This is a genomic window from Streptomyces sp. NPDC043908 (genome assembly GCF_056435525.1).
In genome coordinates this window covers 218,006-233,128 of the sequence record NZ_JBWKEI010000009.1, presented here as the reverse complement: position 1 = coordinate 233,128, position 15,123 = coordinate 218,006, and the positions used below count along the sequence as shown (strand labels likewise).

Below are 15,123 nucleotides of genomic sequence, written 5' to 3'. Positions count from 1 at the left end.
CCCCTGATCAACACCGGCCCCCACCGGTGCTGTGCTTCAGAGTAGGGCCGTGGGCCGGGAGCGGAAGGCAATTTGCAGAACTGATTGACCGGGTTGTTTAGGGTGTGACGCATGTTTCGTTTTGAGACGGAAGTGGACAAGGCGCGACGCATTCTGCTGGGTCAGCGGCTCAAGGACACGAATACGGAACGCTCTTCGGCGCTGCGGGCCCTGCGCGGCACCCCGCACGAGAAGGAACGCCCGCTCCACGTCTGGGCGGTGGACGGCAGGGGTGATCTGGCGGGCGGTCTCACCGGCCGCGTCTGGGCCGCCTGGCTCCTGGTGGACCTGCTGTGGGTGGACCCCGCCCACCGGGGCACGGGCCTGGGAGCCGAACTCCTCGCCCGCGCCGAGGAGTCGGCCCGCACCGACCACTCCTGCGCCCACGCCCGCGTGGAGACGTGGGACTTCCAGGCGCCGGGGTTCTATCGCCGGCAGGGGTACGAGGTGGTGGGCGAGGTGCCCGACTATCCGCCGGGTGTCACGGAGTTCATCCTCACCAAGCGGCTCCGGTAGCCGCGCCACCACCCGCCGGTCGCGTACGTCCCCGGTCGGCCGCCGCGAGCCGGGGCGCGCCCCCTCCCCGTCAGCTCCTGCGGCGCGCCCCGGCCGACGGGAGCGCCTCGAAGACCCGGGGCGCGGTGTACCCGGCCGCCGCGAAGGCCTCCTCGACCGCCTTGGCGACCGTGCCGGCCCCGGCCGCCTCGGCGAGGACGACCGCGGACCCGCCGAAGCCGCCGCCCGTCATCCGCGCGCCCAGCGCCCCCGCCGCCACCGACGCCGCCACGACCAGGTCCAACTCGGCGCAGGAGACCCGCAGGTCGTCGCGGAGCGAGGCGTGGCCCTCGGTGAGGACCGGGCCGGCCGCGCGCGGATCGCCCGCGGCCAGGTGCGCCGCGACCCGCTCCACCCGCTCGTTGTCGCTCACCACATGGCGTACGCACCGGCGGACGGTTTCGGAGTCGATCCTGGCCAGCGCGGCGTCGAGGCGCGCGTACGGAATCTCGCGCAGGGTCCGCACTCCGAGCGCCCGCGCACCCGCCTCGCAGGCGGCGCGCCGAGCGGCGTACGCGCCGTCTCCGAGCGCGTGCTTCACCCGGGTGTCGACGACGAGGAGCGCCAGTCCGTGCGCGGCGAGATCGAAGGGAACCTGACGCAGCGCCAGGTCCCTGGTGTCGAGGTGGAGCACATGGCCCTCGACGCAGCAGGCGGACGCGGTCTGGTCCATGATCCCGCAGGGGACGCCCACGAAGGCGTTCTCGGCGCGCTGGGCGATCCGCGCCAGATCGGCCCGGCCGAGCCCCAGTCCGTACAGGTCGTTCAGGGCGAGGGCGGTGACGACCTCCAGGGCCGCCGACGAGGAGAGTCCCGCGCCGGTCGGCACCGTGGAGGAGAGGTGGACGTCGGCCCCGGTGACCGGGTGGCCCGCCTCGCGCAGCGCCCAGACCACCCCCGCCGGGTACGCGGCCCAGCCGCCGCCCCCCAGGGGCTCCAGGGCGTCCGCGTCGAGCTGGACGACCCCGCCGTCCACGTCGGCCGAGTGCAGCCTGAGCACCCCGTCGGTGCGCCGCGAGACCGCCGCGACGGCCGTGTGCGGCAGCGCCAGAGGCATCACGAAGCCGTCGTTGAAGTCCGTGTACTCCCCGATCAGGTTGACCCGCCCGGGTGCCTCCCAGACCCCCTCGGGCTCCGTCCCGTACAGCGCGCGGAACCGCTCCGCCACCTCAGCCATCGACGCCCTCCAGCCCCTTGAGCCGCCGGGCGAAGTCCCAGGCGTCCGCGACGATGTGGGCCAGGTCCGCGCGGGAGGGCTGCCAGCCGAGCCGCTCGTGGGCGCGGGCGGCGGAGGCCACCAGGACCGCCGGGTCGCCCGGCCGCCGCCCGGCCGTGACCTCCGGCACCGGGTGCCCGGTGACCTTCCGTACGGTCTCGACGACCTCGCGGACGGAGAAGCCGTTGCCGTTGCCGAGGTTGCAGATCAGGTGCTCGCCCGGGGACGCCGCCGCCAGCGCGAGCAGATGCGCCTCGGCGAGGTCGGCGACGTGGATGTAGTCGCGCACACAGGTGCCGTCCGGCGTCGGGTAGTCGTCGCCGAACACCGAGATCGACTCCCGCTCGCCGAGGGCGACCTGGAGCAGCAGCGGGATCAGGTGCGACTCGGGGTCGTGGCGCTCGCCCGAGCTGCCGTAGGCCCCGGCCACGTTGAAGTACCGCAGCGAGACGGCCGCGAGGCCGTGGGCGGCGGCCTCCCCGCTGATCATGTGGTCGACGGCGAGCTTGGAGGCGCCGTAGGGGCTGGTGGGGGCGGTGGGGGCGGCCTCGGTGAGCGGCGCGGAGGCCGGTTCGCCGTAGGTGGCGGCGGTGGAGGAGAACACCAGCGTGCGCACGCCCGCGGTCCGCATGGCGTCCAGCAGGGCCATGGTGCCGCCGACGTTGTTGGACCAGTACTTCTCGGGGTGCGCCACCGACTCCCCGACCTGGGAGAACGCCGCGAAGTGCAGCACGGCGTCATAGGAGGCGTCGAGCCACCGGGACGCCTCCTGGACGCGGCCCTCGACGAAGTCCGCGCCCTCGGGGACGGCCTCCCGGAAGCCCGTCGAGAGGTCGTCGAGGACGGTCACCGTGTGACCGGCCTCCAGCAGATGGCGCGCCACCACGCTGCCGACATAGCCGGCGCCGCCGGTGACCAGGTACTTCCCGCTCATGTGCTCGTTACCTCTCGCAGTCGCCGGGCCGCGGCCTCCGGCGGCACGTCGTTGATGAACACGCTCATGCCCGACTCCGAACCCGCGAGGAACTTCAGCTTGCCGGAAGTACGGCGGACGGTGAAAAGCTCCAGGTGCAGGGCGAAGTCCCGCCGGTCGGCGGGGCCGGAGAACGGGGCCTGGTGCCAGGCCGAGATGTACGGGGTGGGCGGTTCCGCCTCCCCGAAGATCCGGTCGAAGCGCCGCAGGAGTTCCAGATAGACCCGGGGGAACTCGGCGCGGGCCGCCTCCCCCAGCGCCCGCAGGTCGGGGACGCGGGCGCGCGGATAGAGGTGCACCTCGTACGGCCAGTGCGCGGCGTACGGCACGAAGGCGACCCAGTGCTCGGCCTCCAGGACGACCCGGACGCCCTCGGCGAGCTCGCGCGCCACCAGGTCGTCGAAGAGGTTGCGCCCGCCGGTGCGCTCGCGGTGCTCGGCCAGCGAGCGGAGCATCAGGGCGGTGCGGGGGGTGGTGAAGGGGTAGCCGTAGATCTGGCCGTGCGGGTGGCCGAGGGTGACGCCGATCTCGGCGCCCCGGTTCTCGAAGCAGAACACCTGCTCCACCTGCGGGAGTTCGGCGAGCTCCGCGGTCCGGTCGGTCCAGGCCTCCAGGACCAGCGCGGCCTGCTCCTCGGTGAGGTCGGCGAAGGAGGCGTCGTGGTCGGGGGTGAAGCAGACGACCTCGCAGCGGCCGGAGTCCCCGGCGAGGGAGGGGAAGCGGTTCTCGAAGACGGCCACGTCGTAGCCGGCGGCCGGGATCTCGCTGTGCCGTCCGTCGCGCGAGGGGCACAGCGGGCAGTCGTCGGCGGGCGGGTGGTAGGTGCGGCCCTGGCGGTGGGAGGCGATGGCCACCGCGTCGCCGAGCAGGGGGTCGCGGCGGATCTCGGAGGCCGTGGAGACGGGATCGAGCGGCCGGTTGTCGGTCTCGTCCCGTACGACGTCGTCCCGCAAGTCGTAGTAGAGCAGCTCGCGGCCGTCGGCGAGCCGGGTCGACGTCTTCTTCACCTGCACCTCCACCTTCAAACAGAACCAAACATAAAGAACCACGAGCCAACACCATCAGTCAATGGGCGCGACGAAGACGGGCCCTTCGGCGCGGCACACGGCCCGCGCGGACCGGCCCGGACACGGCTGTGGGCGCGACCGCCACGCGGTCGCGCCCACAGGGTCTAGGGCACCTACAGCGCCTACGTCACCTACGGAGAAGAGGGCCCCCGGATCAGCCCGCCGGGGGCACCGCCCGGTCGAGCAGCCCGGTGCGGGCGGCCAGCGCGGCCGCCTCCAGACGGGAGCCGACGCCCAGCTTCATGAGGACCCGCTGGACGTGGGTGCGCGCGGTGGAGGGGGCGATGCCCATGCCCGCCGCGATCAGCCGGGTGTCCTCCCCGTCCGCGACCCTGACCAGCACCTCGATCTCGCGCGGGGTGAGCATCTGGAGCAGCCGCTGGCCCTCGTCGTCCGGCTGCGCGGCCGGGTTGAGCAGCTCGGCGAAGGCCCCCTGGAGCAGCTGCGGCGCCACCGCGGCCTCCCCCGCGCGCGCCTTGACCATGGCGCGCTCCACGCCTTCGATGCGCTCGTCGTGCCGTACGTACCCGGAGGCGCCCGCGGCGAAGGCGGCGGCGATCCCGCGCGGGCTCGGGACCGGCCCGAGCACCACCACGGCCACCTGCGGCCGCTCGCGCTTGATCCTGACGATCGGGTCGAACACCCCCGGCTCGGCGGGCGCGGCCGTGCCGAGCAGACACACCTCCGGCGCCCGCGCCACCACCAGCTCGGCCGCACCGGCGACCGGGGCCGCGGCGGCGAGCACCCGGTGCCCGCGGAGCTTGAGTGCCGAGGCGAGCGCCTCCGCGAGCAGGCGGTGGTCGTCGACCACCATGAGCCGCACGCCCATCGAGCAACCCCCCATCCCCCGGGGCACGTTGCCAACTGCCCTGGCCCGGCCCTCCCTGCCCCGGCAAGCTACACGCTTGTTCGACGTCGCGCGCCCCCTACCGGTGAGAAGACGCCCGGATTGCCGAAATCCCCGGCATTCGGGACTACTTGGGGAAGGAGTGTGTCCGCGCAGGTGAACGCTGCGGCCCCGGCCGCGGAGGGTGCTCCGCGGCCGGGGCCGCCGTGGTGGAGAAGTTGACGCCGCGAGCGAGGCCGGCGCCGCCGCCTCAGCCGGTGCCGAGGCCGATCAGCAGGTACTTCGTCTCGCTGGTCACCGTGCTCGGCTTCATGACCGAGGTGGCCGACATGAAGAGCTTGCCCTGGTTGTAGCGGATCTCGCCGTACTCGGGACCGAACTGCGAGAGCGCGCTGCGCACCGAGGTGTCCGCCGGGTTCTCCAGCAGAACCGTCTGCTTGAAGCTGCCGCCGTCGATGCTCACGATCTGGCTGCCCTTGTCGTACGGGGGCTTCTTGAACGCGATGACGTTGTTGCCGTCCATCCGCAGCGGGTACAGCGAGGAGCCGTCGCCCGCGTCGGCCTTGCCGGGCACCGGCTGCCCGGTGGCCAGGTCGAACGCCATGATCTCGTTGGTGCGGCCGGAGTAGCCGCTGCCGCCCGCGCCGTCGTGCTGCTCGGTCGGGACGTACAGCTTGCCGCCGCCCGCCGCGACCGAGGTGCACTTCTCCACGTCGGTGGAGTCGCAGTCGGCGGCGTACTTGTCGCCCGGCGCCGGGATGCGGGCCAGCAGCTTGCCGGTCTTGTCGTCGATGGAGAAGAAGTCCGAGATCCCGCTGCCGTCGCCCGCGGTGTCACCGACGTCGGCGGCCACCACCAGCGGCTTGGACGAGACGATGTGCGCGTACTGGACACCGGCCGGCATCTTGTACGAGGACAGCGGCGCGCCCGTCTTCGGGTTCAGCGGCTGGACGGTGACCGTGGGGTTGTCGTAGTCACCGCACTTGCGGACCGCGACCAGCGCCTCACCGCCGCCGTAACCGGCGTCCTTGCACTGGTCGGTGGTGACCTTCGGCTGCCACAGCAGCTTGCCGGTGGCCAGGTCCCAGGCGGAGCCGCCGGAGGTGCCACCGGTGGCGACCGTGCCGGCGCCGATGGTGACCTCCTCGTACATGGTCTTGCGGTCGCCCTCCTTGACGGAGTTCGTCCAGGCCAGCTTGCCGGTGGTCAGGTCGAGCACGGCGACCTCGGTGCAGCGCGCGTACTTCTCGCCGGAGGCCTTGGGGCCCTCGTAGACGATCGCCGTCTTGCTGTCGGAGGTGATGTGCCGGGTGGCCGCGCAGACCGCGCCGGGCAGCGGGGTCTTCCACAGCTGGGTGCCCTTGGCGGGGTCGTAGCCGACGACCTCGTTGACGCCCGACTTGGCGTACACCTTGTCGGTCAGCCAGGAGCCGTCCACGTGGACCAGGTCGCTCACCTTGGGCTGCGGCACCTGGAAGAGCACCTTGGAGGTGACGTTGGCGGGGGGCTGCTCCTTGCCGCCGCCCCCGGTCGAGCCGCCTTCCTTGCCGCCGTTGGCGCCCTGCGTGGAGCCGGACTTGGACTCGTCCTTCTTGTCGCCGTCCTTGCCCTTGGCGTACCAGAGGCCGCCGCCGACGATCAGCGCGACCGCGACGACCGCGGAGATGATGATCGTCGTCTGGGCGCTGGGCTTCTTGCTGCCGCCGGGACCGCCCGGGGCGCCCTGCGGCGCCATGGGCTGGGCGGGAGGCTGGCCCGGATAGCCGTAGCCCTGCTGCGGCTGGCCCGGGTAGCCGTAGCCCGGCTGGCCGGGGGGCGGGGTCTGCGGGTAGCCGTACGCGGACGGCTGCCCGGGCGCGGGGGCCTGCGGGTAGCCGTACGCCGGGCCCGCGGGGGCCGTCGGCGGCTGGGCCGGCGGCGCGGGCGGCATCGCCGGGGGCGGCGGCGTGGGGGCGCCGAAACCGCCCGCCGGGGGCTCCTGCGGGGCGCCGAACCCGGGGACCGGGGGCTGCGACGGCTCGCCCGGCGGCTGCTGGGGCGGCTGGGGAGGCTGACTCATGACGTACGTACCTCTGCGGAAGGGAAGGGGACGGAAGCGGGCGCGTTCATCAGTTGCCGAACCCCATCAGGGCCTTCTCCTTGGTGTCGCCCTTGGGGCTGGAGACGCGGCCGTTGAGGATGAAGAGCCGGCCGTCGCGGTAGGCCACGTGCTTGGAGAAGAAGCCGTTCTCGATGGAGGCGGTGGACGCCGGGTTCTGGAGCACGATCTTCGGCTGGCCCGCGCCGGCCACCTCCGCGACCGCGCCGCCCTGCTCGGTGGTGGGCGCGATGTAGGCGAGGACCTTGCCGTTCTCGGCGTTCAGCGGCAGCATCGTGCGGTCGCTGCCCGCGCTCGAACGCCACTTCTCCTTGCCGGTGTTGAGGTCGAACGCCACGACCGCGTTGGTGCGCCCGAAGGTGTCGCCGGAGCTGCGCTTGGGCTCGGTCGGCAGATACAGCGTGTTGGCGTCGGCGGCGGCGCCCAGGCAGCCCTGGAGGTCACGGTCCATGATCGCCCAGCCGCACTCCGGCTGGAAGCTGTCCTTGCTGACCAGCTCGGAGCGGAGCGAACCGTCGGGCTTGTACGTCGAGATGTTGTACTGCTTCTTGTCCTTGTTGGTCACGTAGACCACCAGCGGGTCGACCGAGAAGACCCGGGCGACCTTCCAGCCCTTGGGGAACTGCTTGGTCCACTTGGGCTTGCCGGTGGTGGCGTCCAGCTCCTGGATCTGGTCGACCGCGAGCGTGTCACCGCCGACCGTGCAGCTGCCCGCGGCGATCAGCCGGGAGCCGCCCGCGAAGGCGTCCGCACGGCAGTTGCCGTTGCGCTCCTGGCCGAAGATCTTCTTGCCGTCGAGGACCGAGAACCCGCTGACGCCGCCCATCCGGGCCACCGCCACGGTGTTGCCGCTGATCGCCAGGTCGAAGCTGGTCATGATGTCGAAGGCGTTCTCCGACGGGACCGCCACCTTCCAGCCCGCCTTGCCGGCCGCGAGGTCGACCTGCTGGAGCTGGTTGCACTTGGCGTTCTTGGTGTTGTTCTCCTGCACACCGAGGACGATCTTGCCGTCGGCGGTGGTCTGGTGCGGCGCTCCGCACAGCGGGGCGCTCAGCGGCACGCTCCACTTCTGCTTGCCGTCCGTCACCGAATAGCCGGTGACTTCCTTGTACATCGCCTTGACGACGGTGTCGCCGATCACCCAGGGGCCGGACTGCTCGGCGCCGTTCTGGGTCAGCTGGGTGGCGTTCTCCTGGAGCCAGACCTTCGCCTCGCCGTCCTTGCGGCCCGCGTTGAGGTCGTCGTTCCCGGCGCGGCCGTCGCCCTTGCCGTCGCCCTGGTCGGTCGTGGGCGAGCCGCTGGGCTGCGCGCTCTGGCTCGCCTTCGCCTCGGACTTCTTGTCGCCGTCCCCGCCCTTGGTGGCGAAGTACACGCCGCCGCCGACCACGAGCAGACCGGCCACGGCCGCCGCCACGATCACGGCGGGCTTGCCCTTGAAGGGGTTGCGTCCCCCGCCCGGCGGCTCCGGCATCGGGGCACCCGGGTACTGGGGCTGCGTCGGGTAACCGCCGTACGGGCCCGCCTGCTGGCCGTAGGGGCCGGGCTGCTGGCCGTACGGACCGGGCTGGCCGCCGGGCGCCTGCGGGTAGCCGTAGCCGGGCTGCGTCGGGGGCTGCGGGTAGCCGTAGCCGGGAGCCGGGGCGGGGCCGCCCTGCGGCGGGGCGGGCGGCATCGCGGGCGGCGGGCCCGCGGGCGGCGGCGGCGTCTGCGGCGGCTGGGCGGGCGGGGTGGGCGTCCCGGCGGGCGGGTTGCTGGGTGCCCCGAAGCCCCCCTGCGGCGGCTGCTGGCTGGGCGGCTGGGTCACAGCGTGTCTCCCCCTTCGTGCGGACCGCTGCCCGAACGGACTCCCCCGCGTTTCCGGAGCGGAATCGGACATGGTCCCGCACAGTTTGCGTCAGTCGAGCGGGGCTTCTTTGTATCACCCGAACCCCCTCGAACAGGGGGCCGGTCCGTCCCTGTTCCCAAGGGCGGACCGGCCTGTGATGCGCCTGTTATGGAGTTTGCACGTGCTCTTTACGACTCGTCACCCGTCCTCACGAGCCCCACGGGTCCCACTCGCCCCTAGGCGTCCTCGGCCAGTTCCAGCCAACGCATCTCCAGTTCGTCGCGCTCGCCGATGAGGGCGCGCAGCTCCGCGTCGAGCTTGGCGACCTTCTCGAAGTCGGTCGCGTTGTCGGCGATCTGGGCGTGCAGGCTGCTCTCCCGGTCGGAGATCTTGTTCAGCTGCCGCTCGATGCGCTGGAGTTCCTTCTTCGCGGCCCGGGAGTCGGCGGACGAGGCCGCGCCCGAGGGCCTGGCGGCGGCCGGGGCGGGGACCGGGGCCGCCTCCTCGATCATCCGCCTGCGCCGCTCCAGGTACTCGTCGATGCCGCGCGGCAGCATCCGCAGGGCGGCGTCACCGAGCAGCGCCCACACCCGGTCGGTGGTGCGCTCGATGAAGAACCGGTCGTGCGAGATGACGACCATCGAGCCGGGCCAGCCGTCGAGCAGGTCCTCCAGCTGGGTCAGCGTCTCGATGTCGAGGTCGTTGGTGGGCTCGTCGAGGAAGAGGACGTTCGGCTCGTCCATCAGCAGCCGCAGCAGCTGGAGCCTGCGCCGCTCACCACCGGACAGGTCCCCGACCGGCGTCCACTGCTTCTCCTTGCCGAACCCGAACTGCTCGCACAGCTGCCCGGCCGTCATCTCCCGGCCCGTGCCGAGGTCGACCCGGTCGCGGATCTGCTGCACGGCCTCCAGGACGCGCAGTTCGGCGGGGAGTTCGGTGACGTCCTGCGAGAGGTAGGCGAGCCGCACGGTCTTGCCGACCTTGATCTGCCCGGCCGCGGGCTGCGCCTCGCCGTCGGTACGGGCCGCGTCCGCCAGCGCGCGCAGGAGCGAGGTCTTGCCGGCGCCGTTCACCCCGACCAGACCGATGCGGTCGCCCGGGCCGAGCTGCCAGGTCAGGTGCTTGAGCAGCACCTTGGGCCCGGCCTGCACGGTCACGTCCTCCAGGTCGAAGACGGTCTTGCCGAGCCGCGCGCCCGCGAACTTCATCAGCTCCGAGGTGTCGCGCGGCGGCGGCACGTCCGCGATCAGCTCGTTGGCGGCCTCGATGCGGTAGCGCGGCTTGGAGGTGCGGGCGGGGGCGCCGCGCCGCAGCCAGGCCAGCTCCTTGCGCATCAGGTTCTGCCGCTTGGCCTCCTCGGTCGCGGCGATCCGCTCCCGCTCGGCGCGGGCGAACACGTAGTCGCTGTAGCCGCCCTCGTACTCGTAGACGCTGCCGCGCTGGACGTCCCACATCCGGGTGCAGACCTGGTCCAGGAACCAGCGGTCGTGGGTGACGCAGACCAGCGCCGAGCGCCGGGCCCGCAGATGGGCGGCCAGCCAGGCGATGCCCTCCACGTCCAGGTGGTTGGTGGGCTCGTCCAGGATGATCAGGTCCGGGTCGGCGATGAGCAGCTTGGCGAGCGCGATACGGCGGCGCTCACCGCCGGACAGGGGGCCGATGACCGTGTCCAGGCCGCTCTCGAAGCCGGGCAGGCCCAGGCCGCCGAAGAGGCCGGTGAGCACGTCGCGGATCTTGGCGTTGCCCGCCCACTCGTGGTCGGCGAGGTCGCCGATCACCTCGTGGCGGACGGTGGCCTTCGGGTCCAGCGAGTCGTGCTGGGTGAGCACGCCGAGGCGGAGGCCGCCGACGTGGGTGACGCGGCCGGTGTCGGCCTCCTCCAGCTGCGCGAGCATCCGGATGAGGGTGGTCTTGCCGTCTCCGTTGCGGCCGACCACCCCGATCCGGTCCCCTTCGGAGACGCCGAGGGAGACGCCGTCGAGCAGGGCGCGGGTGCCGTATACCTTGCTGACTGCCTCGACATTGACCAGGTTGACGGCCATTTCACTCCTGAACAGGGGGCTTGGATCGTCCCCCAGGGTACTTCCCGGCGACCCGCACTCCGTGCGGAGCGGGGTGCGCCCTGAAGGGGCGCGGGGAACTGCGCGACCGGCCCCCACCGGGCCGCAGGCGGAGAACGACCCTTTCCGGGTGCGGACCGTGCGTGGCTGGTCGCGCAGTTCCCCGCGCCCCTTGGGGTCCGTGCCTCGGGCAGCCACGACGGTCGCCCGGGGACCGGGGGGTCCTGCCTCTCAGGCAGCCGCGACCGTCGCCCGGGGGGGGGCGGGGACGCCCCGTGTTCAGGTCGGGACGACCGTTGCCCCGGGGGCCGGGGACGGTGCTGGGCGGGCGGTGCGGCAGGTGCCCGAGGTTTGCAGCGCTTCCGCGATCCTCCCGGCCGACGCCGCGTCCTCGGCCAGGAACGCCGTCGTCGGGCCGGACCCCGAGACCAGGGCCGCCAGGGCCCCCGCCGCCGTGCCCGCCGCCAGCGTCTCCGCCAGGGACGGGCGCAGGGACAGGGCCGCGTCCTGGAGGTCGTTGGAGAGCGCGCCCGCCAACGCGAACGGGTCGCCCGCGCGCAGCGCGGCGAGCAGCACCGGGTCCGCCTCCGGCGGCGCCGCGTCCGGCGTGAGGCGGTCGAACTCCCGGTACACCGCCGGGGTGGACAGCCCCCCGTCCGCCGCCGCGAACACCCAGTGGAAGGTGCCCCCGACCTCCAGCACGGACAGCCTCTCGCCGCGGCCCGTGCCCAGCGCCGCCCCGCCGACCAGGCTGAACGGCACGTCGCTGCCGAGCTCGGCGCAGATGTCGAGCAGTTCCTCGCGGGACGCGCCCGTACCCCACAGCGCGTCGCACGCCACCAGCGCCGCCGCGCCGTCCGCGCTGCCGCCGGCCATGCCGCCCGCGACGGGGATGTCCTTGGCGATGTGGAGGTGGACGTCGGGCGCAAGCCCGTACCGCGCGGCCAGCAGCTCGGCCGCCCGCGCCGCCAGGTTCGTACGGTCCAGGGGGACCTTGTCCGCGTCCGGGCCGGTGCAGGTGACGCGCAGCCCGTCGGCGGGCGCGGCCGTGACCTCGTCGTAGAGGCCGACCGCGAGGAAGACGTTGGCGAGGTCGTGGAAGCCGTCGGGGCGGGCCGGGCCCACCGCGAGCTGGACGTTGACCTTGGCGGGGACCCGGACCGTCACCGCCGGCGCGGCCGGTGCCGTCACGGCCCTCGGCGCCGTCACGGCTTGGCCTCCGCGATCCGGGCGAACTCCTCCACGGTCAGCGCCTCGCCGCGCGCCTGCGGCGAGATCCCGGCGGCGACCAGCGCCTGCTCGGCGGCGGGCGCGGAGCCCGCCCAGCCCGCGAGCGCGGCCCGCAGGGTCTTGCGGCGCTGGGCGAAGGCCGCGTCGACGACCGCGAAGACCTCCGCCTTGGTGGCGGTGGTCCGCACCGGCTCGGTGCGCCGGACCAGCGCGACCAGGCCGGAGTCGACGTTGGGGGCGGGCCAGAAGACGTTGCGGCCGATGGACCCGGCGCGCTTGACCTCCGCGTACCAGTTGGCCTTCACCGACGGCACGCCGTACACCTTGTTGCCGGGCCGGGCCGCGAGCCGGTCCGCGACCTCCGCCTGGACCATGACCAGGGTGCGCTCGATCGTGGGGAAGCGGTCCAGCATGTGCAGCAGCACGGGCACGGCGACGTTGTACGGCAGGTTCGCGACCAGGGCGGTCGGGGCGGGGCCGGGCAGCTCCTGGACCAGCATCGCGTCGGAGTGGACCAGCGCGAAGCGGTCCTTCCTCGCGGGCAGCCGGGCCTCGATGGTGGCGGGCAGCGCGCCCGCGAGCACGTCGTCGATCTCGACGGCCGTCACCCGGTCCGCCGCCTCCAGGAGCGCCAGGGTCAGCGAGCCGAGGCCGGGCCCGACCTCCACCACCACGTCGTCGGGCCGCACCTGCGCCGTCCGCACGATCCGGCGGACCGTATTGGCGTCGATGACGAAGTTCTGGCCGCGCTGCTTGGTGGGGCGTACGCCCAGCGCTGCGGCCAGTTCACGGATGTCGGCGGGGCCGAGGAGGGCATCGGGCTCAGTGGTGCTCACCGATACAGCCTACGGCCGCAGTGCGGCCACGGACTCGCCCCCCGCTGCACGTAGAGCTTCTTCGCCCGGAACGTCTGCTCGGCGGCGCTGGCGTGCTGCGGGAGGCCGCTGCCGCCCAGCGCGTGCCAGGTGCGGCCGTCGAACTGGTAGAGCCCGCCGTAGTTCCCCGTCGGGTCGACCGCGCCGGGGCGGCCGCCGGACTCGCAGTGGGCCAGGGCGCGCCAGTCGAGGTGGTCGGCGCCGCCGGCCGAGACGGGCAGCGGCTTGGTGCCGACCCGGACGCTCTGGGCGACCGGCGGGCGCACCACGTGCTCGGCCACCTTCCGCGGCTTCTGCCGCACCCCGTCGACGGTCCGCAGCGCGTAGGTGACCTTGCGGAAGCCGCGCTGGCCCGGCCGGTCGACGACCTCGGTCCCGGCGAAGAGCGAGTCGTCCCTGGTCCTGACGACCCGGTACGGGATGGGCTCCTCGCGGACCACACGGCTGCCGGTGATCCGCATGACGGTGATCGTCTGGCCGTCGCGGGGGAAGGCGGAGGGCGGCACGGAGGTGGTGTCCTGGTCGCGCAGCGAGATCCCGGCCTCCTCGACGGCCTCGGCGACCGTCGCCGCGTTGGTGCGGATCGTGCGCTCGCGGCCGTCGGCGAGGAAGGTGACCTGGCGCTCGGTGCGCACGTCCAGGCCCATGCCGGTGCGGCCGATCGCCGAGGAGCGCGAGGCCGACAGATACGCGCCCTCGGCGCGCACCCCGAGCTGGCGCAGGGCCCCGTCCACGGTCTGGGCGGTGGTCCACACCTGGCGGCGCTGGCCGTCGAGGGTGAGGGCGACGGGGCGGCCGTAGCGGACGACGACCTCGTCGCCGCCGGTCAGCGCCTCGTGCCGACCGGGCGCGACGATGTCGTGGTCCCCGACGTCGACGTGCTGGTCCGCGAGGAGCTCGTCGACGTCGTCCGCGAAGGTGTGCAGGGTGCGCGGGACGCCGTCGACGGTGAGCCGTACGGCCTTGTCGTTGACGAGGAAGGCGGTCGTCCCGCCCGCGAGGAAGGCGACCACCAGCGCCTGCGGGATGAGCCGGCGCAGGGCCTCGGGACCGGCGCCGAACAGCGCCCCGCCGCCGCGGCGCCGCCGGGCGGCCCGTCGCGCCCCGGCCCGCGGCCCCTCCTGCGGTACGGCGCCCCGGCGCGGCCGGGGCACTTCGGCCGCCTGCGTCTCGAAGGCGTCGTACGGCTGCCCGGCGGGCGGCGGCGCGTCCTGCGCGTACGGCGGCTCGGCCGTTCTCGTCGCCGCGCGGCGGCCGCCGCGTGCGGCACGGTGACTGCCCTGCGAATTGCTCACGGCGCTCCAGAGTTCCGGCCTGTCGTCCCGTCGAGGGCGGGACATTAGCGGAGCCTTCGTCACCGTCCAAAGCGATTCGACTACGGAGCGTCGCCGCGCTACCCTGCACTCGCCCACCCGGGGCACCCGGGCCGTTATCCGTCAGTAATCGAAGGCGCGCGCCGTGTTCTCCGCGACCGCCGCGGCCAGCACGTCCTCGTGGACCGTCTTCACCGCCGCCATGGCGCGCACCGTAATCGGAATGAGATACGGCGCATTGGGCCGTCCGCGGTACGGCGCCGGGGTGAGGAAGGGCGCGTCCGTCTCCACGAGGACGAGTTCGAGCGGGGCGACCGCGAGCGCGTCGCGCAGCGGCTGGGCGTTCTTGAACGTCATGTTCCCGGCGAAGGACATGAAGTAGCCCGCCCGCGCGCAGAGTTCCGCCATTTCCGCGTCCCCGGAATAGCAGTGGAAGACGGTGCGCTCCGGGGCGCCCTCTTCCCGCAGAATGCGCAGCACGTCCGCGTGCGCCTCGCGATCGTGGATGACGAGCGCCTTGCCGTGCCGTTTGGCGATCTCGATGTGCGCCCGGAAGGACCGCTCCTGGGCGGCCATGCCGTCGGCGCCGGTGCGGAAGTAGTCCAGACCCGTCTCGCCGACGGCCTTGACGTGCGGGAGGGCGGCGAGCCGGTCGATCTCGGCGAGCGCGTCGTCGAGGGCGGCGTCACCGCCGGGCTGCCGCGCCCCCTGGCGCGACCAGTTGTCGGGGTCGCCCAGGACGATCCTGGGCGCCTCGTTCGGGTGCAGGGCGACGGCGGCGTGCACGTTCTCGTACGCCTCGGCCGTCTCCGCCGCCCACCGCGAGCCCTTGAGGTCGCAGCCCACCTGGACCACCGTGGTCACCCCGACGGCCGCGGCCCGGGTCAGGGCCTCCTCGACCGTCGTGGACTGCATGTCCAGGTGGGTGTGCGAGTCGGCCACCGCCACACCGAGCGGTTCGGGCAGGGGCGGCGGGGCATCCTTGGCGGCACTCATGGGGCCGATCCTATGAAAGGCCCCGGCCC

Annotated in this window: 12 protein-coding genes; 1 reads left to right on the top strand and 11 read right to left on the bottom strand. The window is 73.4% G+C overall.

Annotated elements, in window-relative coordinates; translation table 11 throughout:
• Positions 1-111 precede the first annotated feature (111 nt).
• The gene (locus AC069K_RS21290; RefSeq protein ID WP_365105887.1) at positions 112-555 is read left to right on the top strand and encodes a GNAT family N-acetyltransferase; all 444 of its coding nucleotides are present in this window, start codon (positions 112-114) and stop codon (positions 553-555) included.
• Between the two features lie 70 nt (positions 556-625).
• Here AC069K_RS21290 and galK read toward each other — a convergent pair whose 3' ends face one another.
• The 11 genes from galK to AC069K_RS21235 all read right to left on the bottom strand — a co-directional run bounded on the left by galK (position 626) and on the right by AC069K_RS21235 (position 15,094).
• On the bottom strand, positions 626-1,771 hold the full coding sequence (gene galK / locus AC069K_RS21285) for a galactokinase (RefSeq protein WP_478618519.1): 1,146 nt from the start codon (positions 1,769-1,771) through the stop codon (positions 626-628).
• On the bottom strand, positions 1,764-2,744 hold the full coding sequence (gene galE, locus AC069K_RS21280; RefSeq protein ID WP_478618516.1) for a UDP-glucose 4-epimerase GalE: 981 nt from the start codon (positions 2,742-2,744) through the stop codon (positions 1,764-1,766). The genes galK and galE overlap by 8 nt, the downstream gene beginning before the upstream one ends.
• Positions 2,741-3,790: a galactose-1-phosphate uridylyltransferase gene (gene galT, locus AC069K_RS21275; RefSeq protein ID WP_478618513.1), complete on the bottom strand. Its 1,050-nt coding sequence runs from the start codon at positions 3,788-3,790 to the stop codon at positions 2,741-2,743. Before galT ends, galE begins: the two co-directional genes overlap by 4 nt.
• A 214-nt stretch (positions 3,791-4,004) precedes the next feature.
• Entirely contained in the window at positions 4,005-4,679 is a 675-nt protein-coding gene (locus AC069K_RS21270; RefSeq protein ID WP_358835925.1) for a helix-turn-helix transcriptional regulator, read from the bottom strand.
• A gap of 268 nt (positions 4,680-4,947) precedes the next feature.
• Positions 4,948-6,756: an outer membrane protein assembly factor BamB family protein gene (locus tag AC069K_RS21265; protein WP_478618510.1), complete on the bottom strand. Its 1,809-nt coding sequence runs from the start codon at positions 6,754-6,756 to the stop codon at positions 4,948-4,950.
• Positions 6,757-6,805: 49 nt separating this feature from the next.
• Positions 6,806-8,599 carry an outer membrane protein assembly factor BamB family protein gene (locus AC069K_RS21260; protein WP_365114127.1) on the bottom strand — a complete coding sequence of 598 codons (1,794 nt, stop codon included), beginning with the start codon at positions 8,597-8,599 and terminating at the stop codon, positions 6,806-6,808.
• Positions 8,600-8,856: 257 nt separating this feature from the next.
• Positions 8,857-10,662 carry an ABC-F family ATP-binding cassette domain-containing protein gene (locus tag AC069K_RS21255; RefSeq protein WP_358835928.1) on the bottom strand — a complete coding sequence of 602 codons (1,806 nt, stop codon included), beginning with the start codon at positions 10,660-10,662 and terminating at the stop codon, positions 8,857-8,859.
• Positions 10,663-10,959: 297 nt separating this feature from the next.
• Positions 10,960-11,889 (bottom strand): 4-(cytidine 5'-diphospho)-2-C-methyl-D-erythritol kinase, encoded by a 930-nt coding sequence (locus AC069K_RS21250; protein WP_478618506.1) that lies wholly within the window; start codon positions 11,887-11,889, stop codon positions 10,960-10,962.
• Complete coding sequence (gene rsmA / locus AC069K_RS21245; protein WP_365114122.1) at positions 11,886-12,746, bottom strand: 16S rRNA (adenine(1518)-N(6)/adenine(1519)-N(6))-dimethyltransferase RsmA; 861 nt, start codon at positions 12,744-12,746, stop codon at positions 11,886-11,888. The genes AC069K_RS21250 and rsmA overlap by 4 nt, the downstream gene beginning before the upstream one ends.
• A complete protein-coding gene (locus AC069K_RS21240; protein ID WP_478618503.1) occupies positions 12,743-14,080 on the bottom strand; it encodes a ubiquitin-like domain-containing protein in 1,338 nt (445 codons plus the stop codon). Before AC069K_RS21240 ends, rsmA begins: the two co-directional genes overlap by 4 nt.
• A gap of 141 nt (positions 14,081-14,221) precedes the next feature.
• Positions 14,222-15,094 carry a TatD family hydrolase gene (locus AC069K_RS21235; RefSeq protein WP_365114118.1) on the bottom strand — a complete coding sequence of 291 codons (873 nt, stop codon included), beginning with the start codon at positions 15,092-15,094 and terminating at the stop codon, positions 14,222-14,224.
• Between the last annotated feature and the right edge of the window lie 29 nt (positions 15,095-15,123).

Coding starts and splice junctions, on each gene's coding strand:
- AC069K_RS21290 (WP_365105887.1), top strand. CDS start 112: ATGTTTCGTTTTGAGACGGAAGTGGACAAGGCGCGACGCATTCTGCTG.
- galK (WP_478618519.1), bottom strand. CDS start 1,771: ATGGCTGAGGTGGCGGAGCGGTTCCGCGCGCTGTACGGGACGGAGCCC.
- galE (WP_478618516.1), bottom strand. CDS start 2,744: ATGAGCGGGAAGTACCTGGTCACCGGCGGCGCCGGCTATGTCGGCAGC.
- AC069K_RS21270 (WP_358835925.1), bottom strand. CDS start 4,679: ATGGGCGTGCGGCTCATGGTGGTCGACGACCACCGCCTGCTCGCGGAG.
- AC069K_RS21265 (WP_478618510.1), bottom strand. CDS start 6,756: ATGAGTCAGCCTCCCCAGCCGCCCCAGCAGCCGCCGGGCGAGCCGTCG.
- AC069K_RS21255 (WP_358835928.1), bottom strand. CDS start 10,662: ATGGCCGTCAACCTGGTCAATGTCGAGGCAGTCAGCAAGGTATACGGC.
- AC069K_RS21235 (WP_365114118.1), bottom strand. CDS start 15,094: ATGAGTGCCGCCAAGGATGCCCCGCCGCCCCTGCCCGAACCGCTCGGT.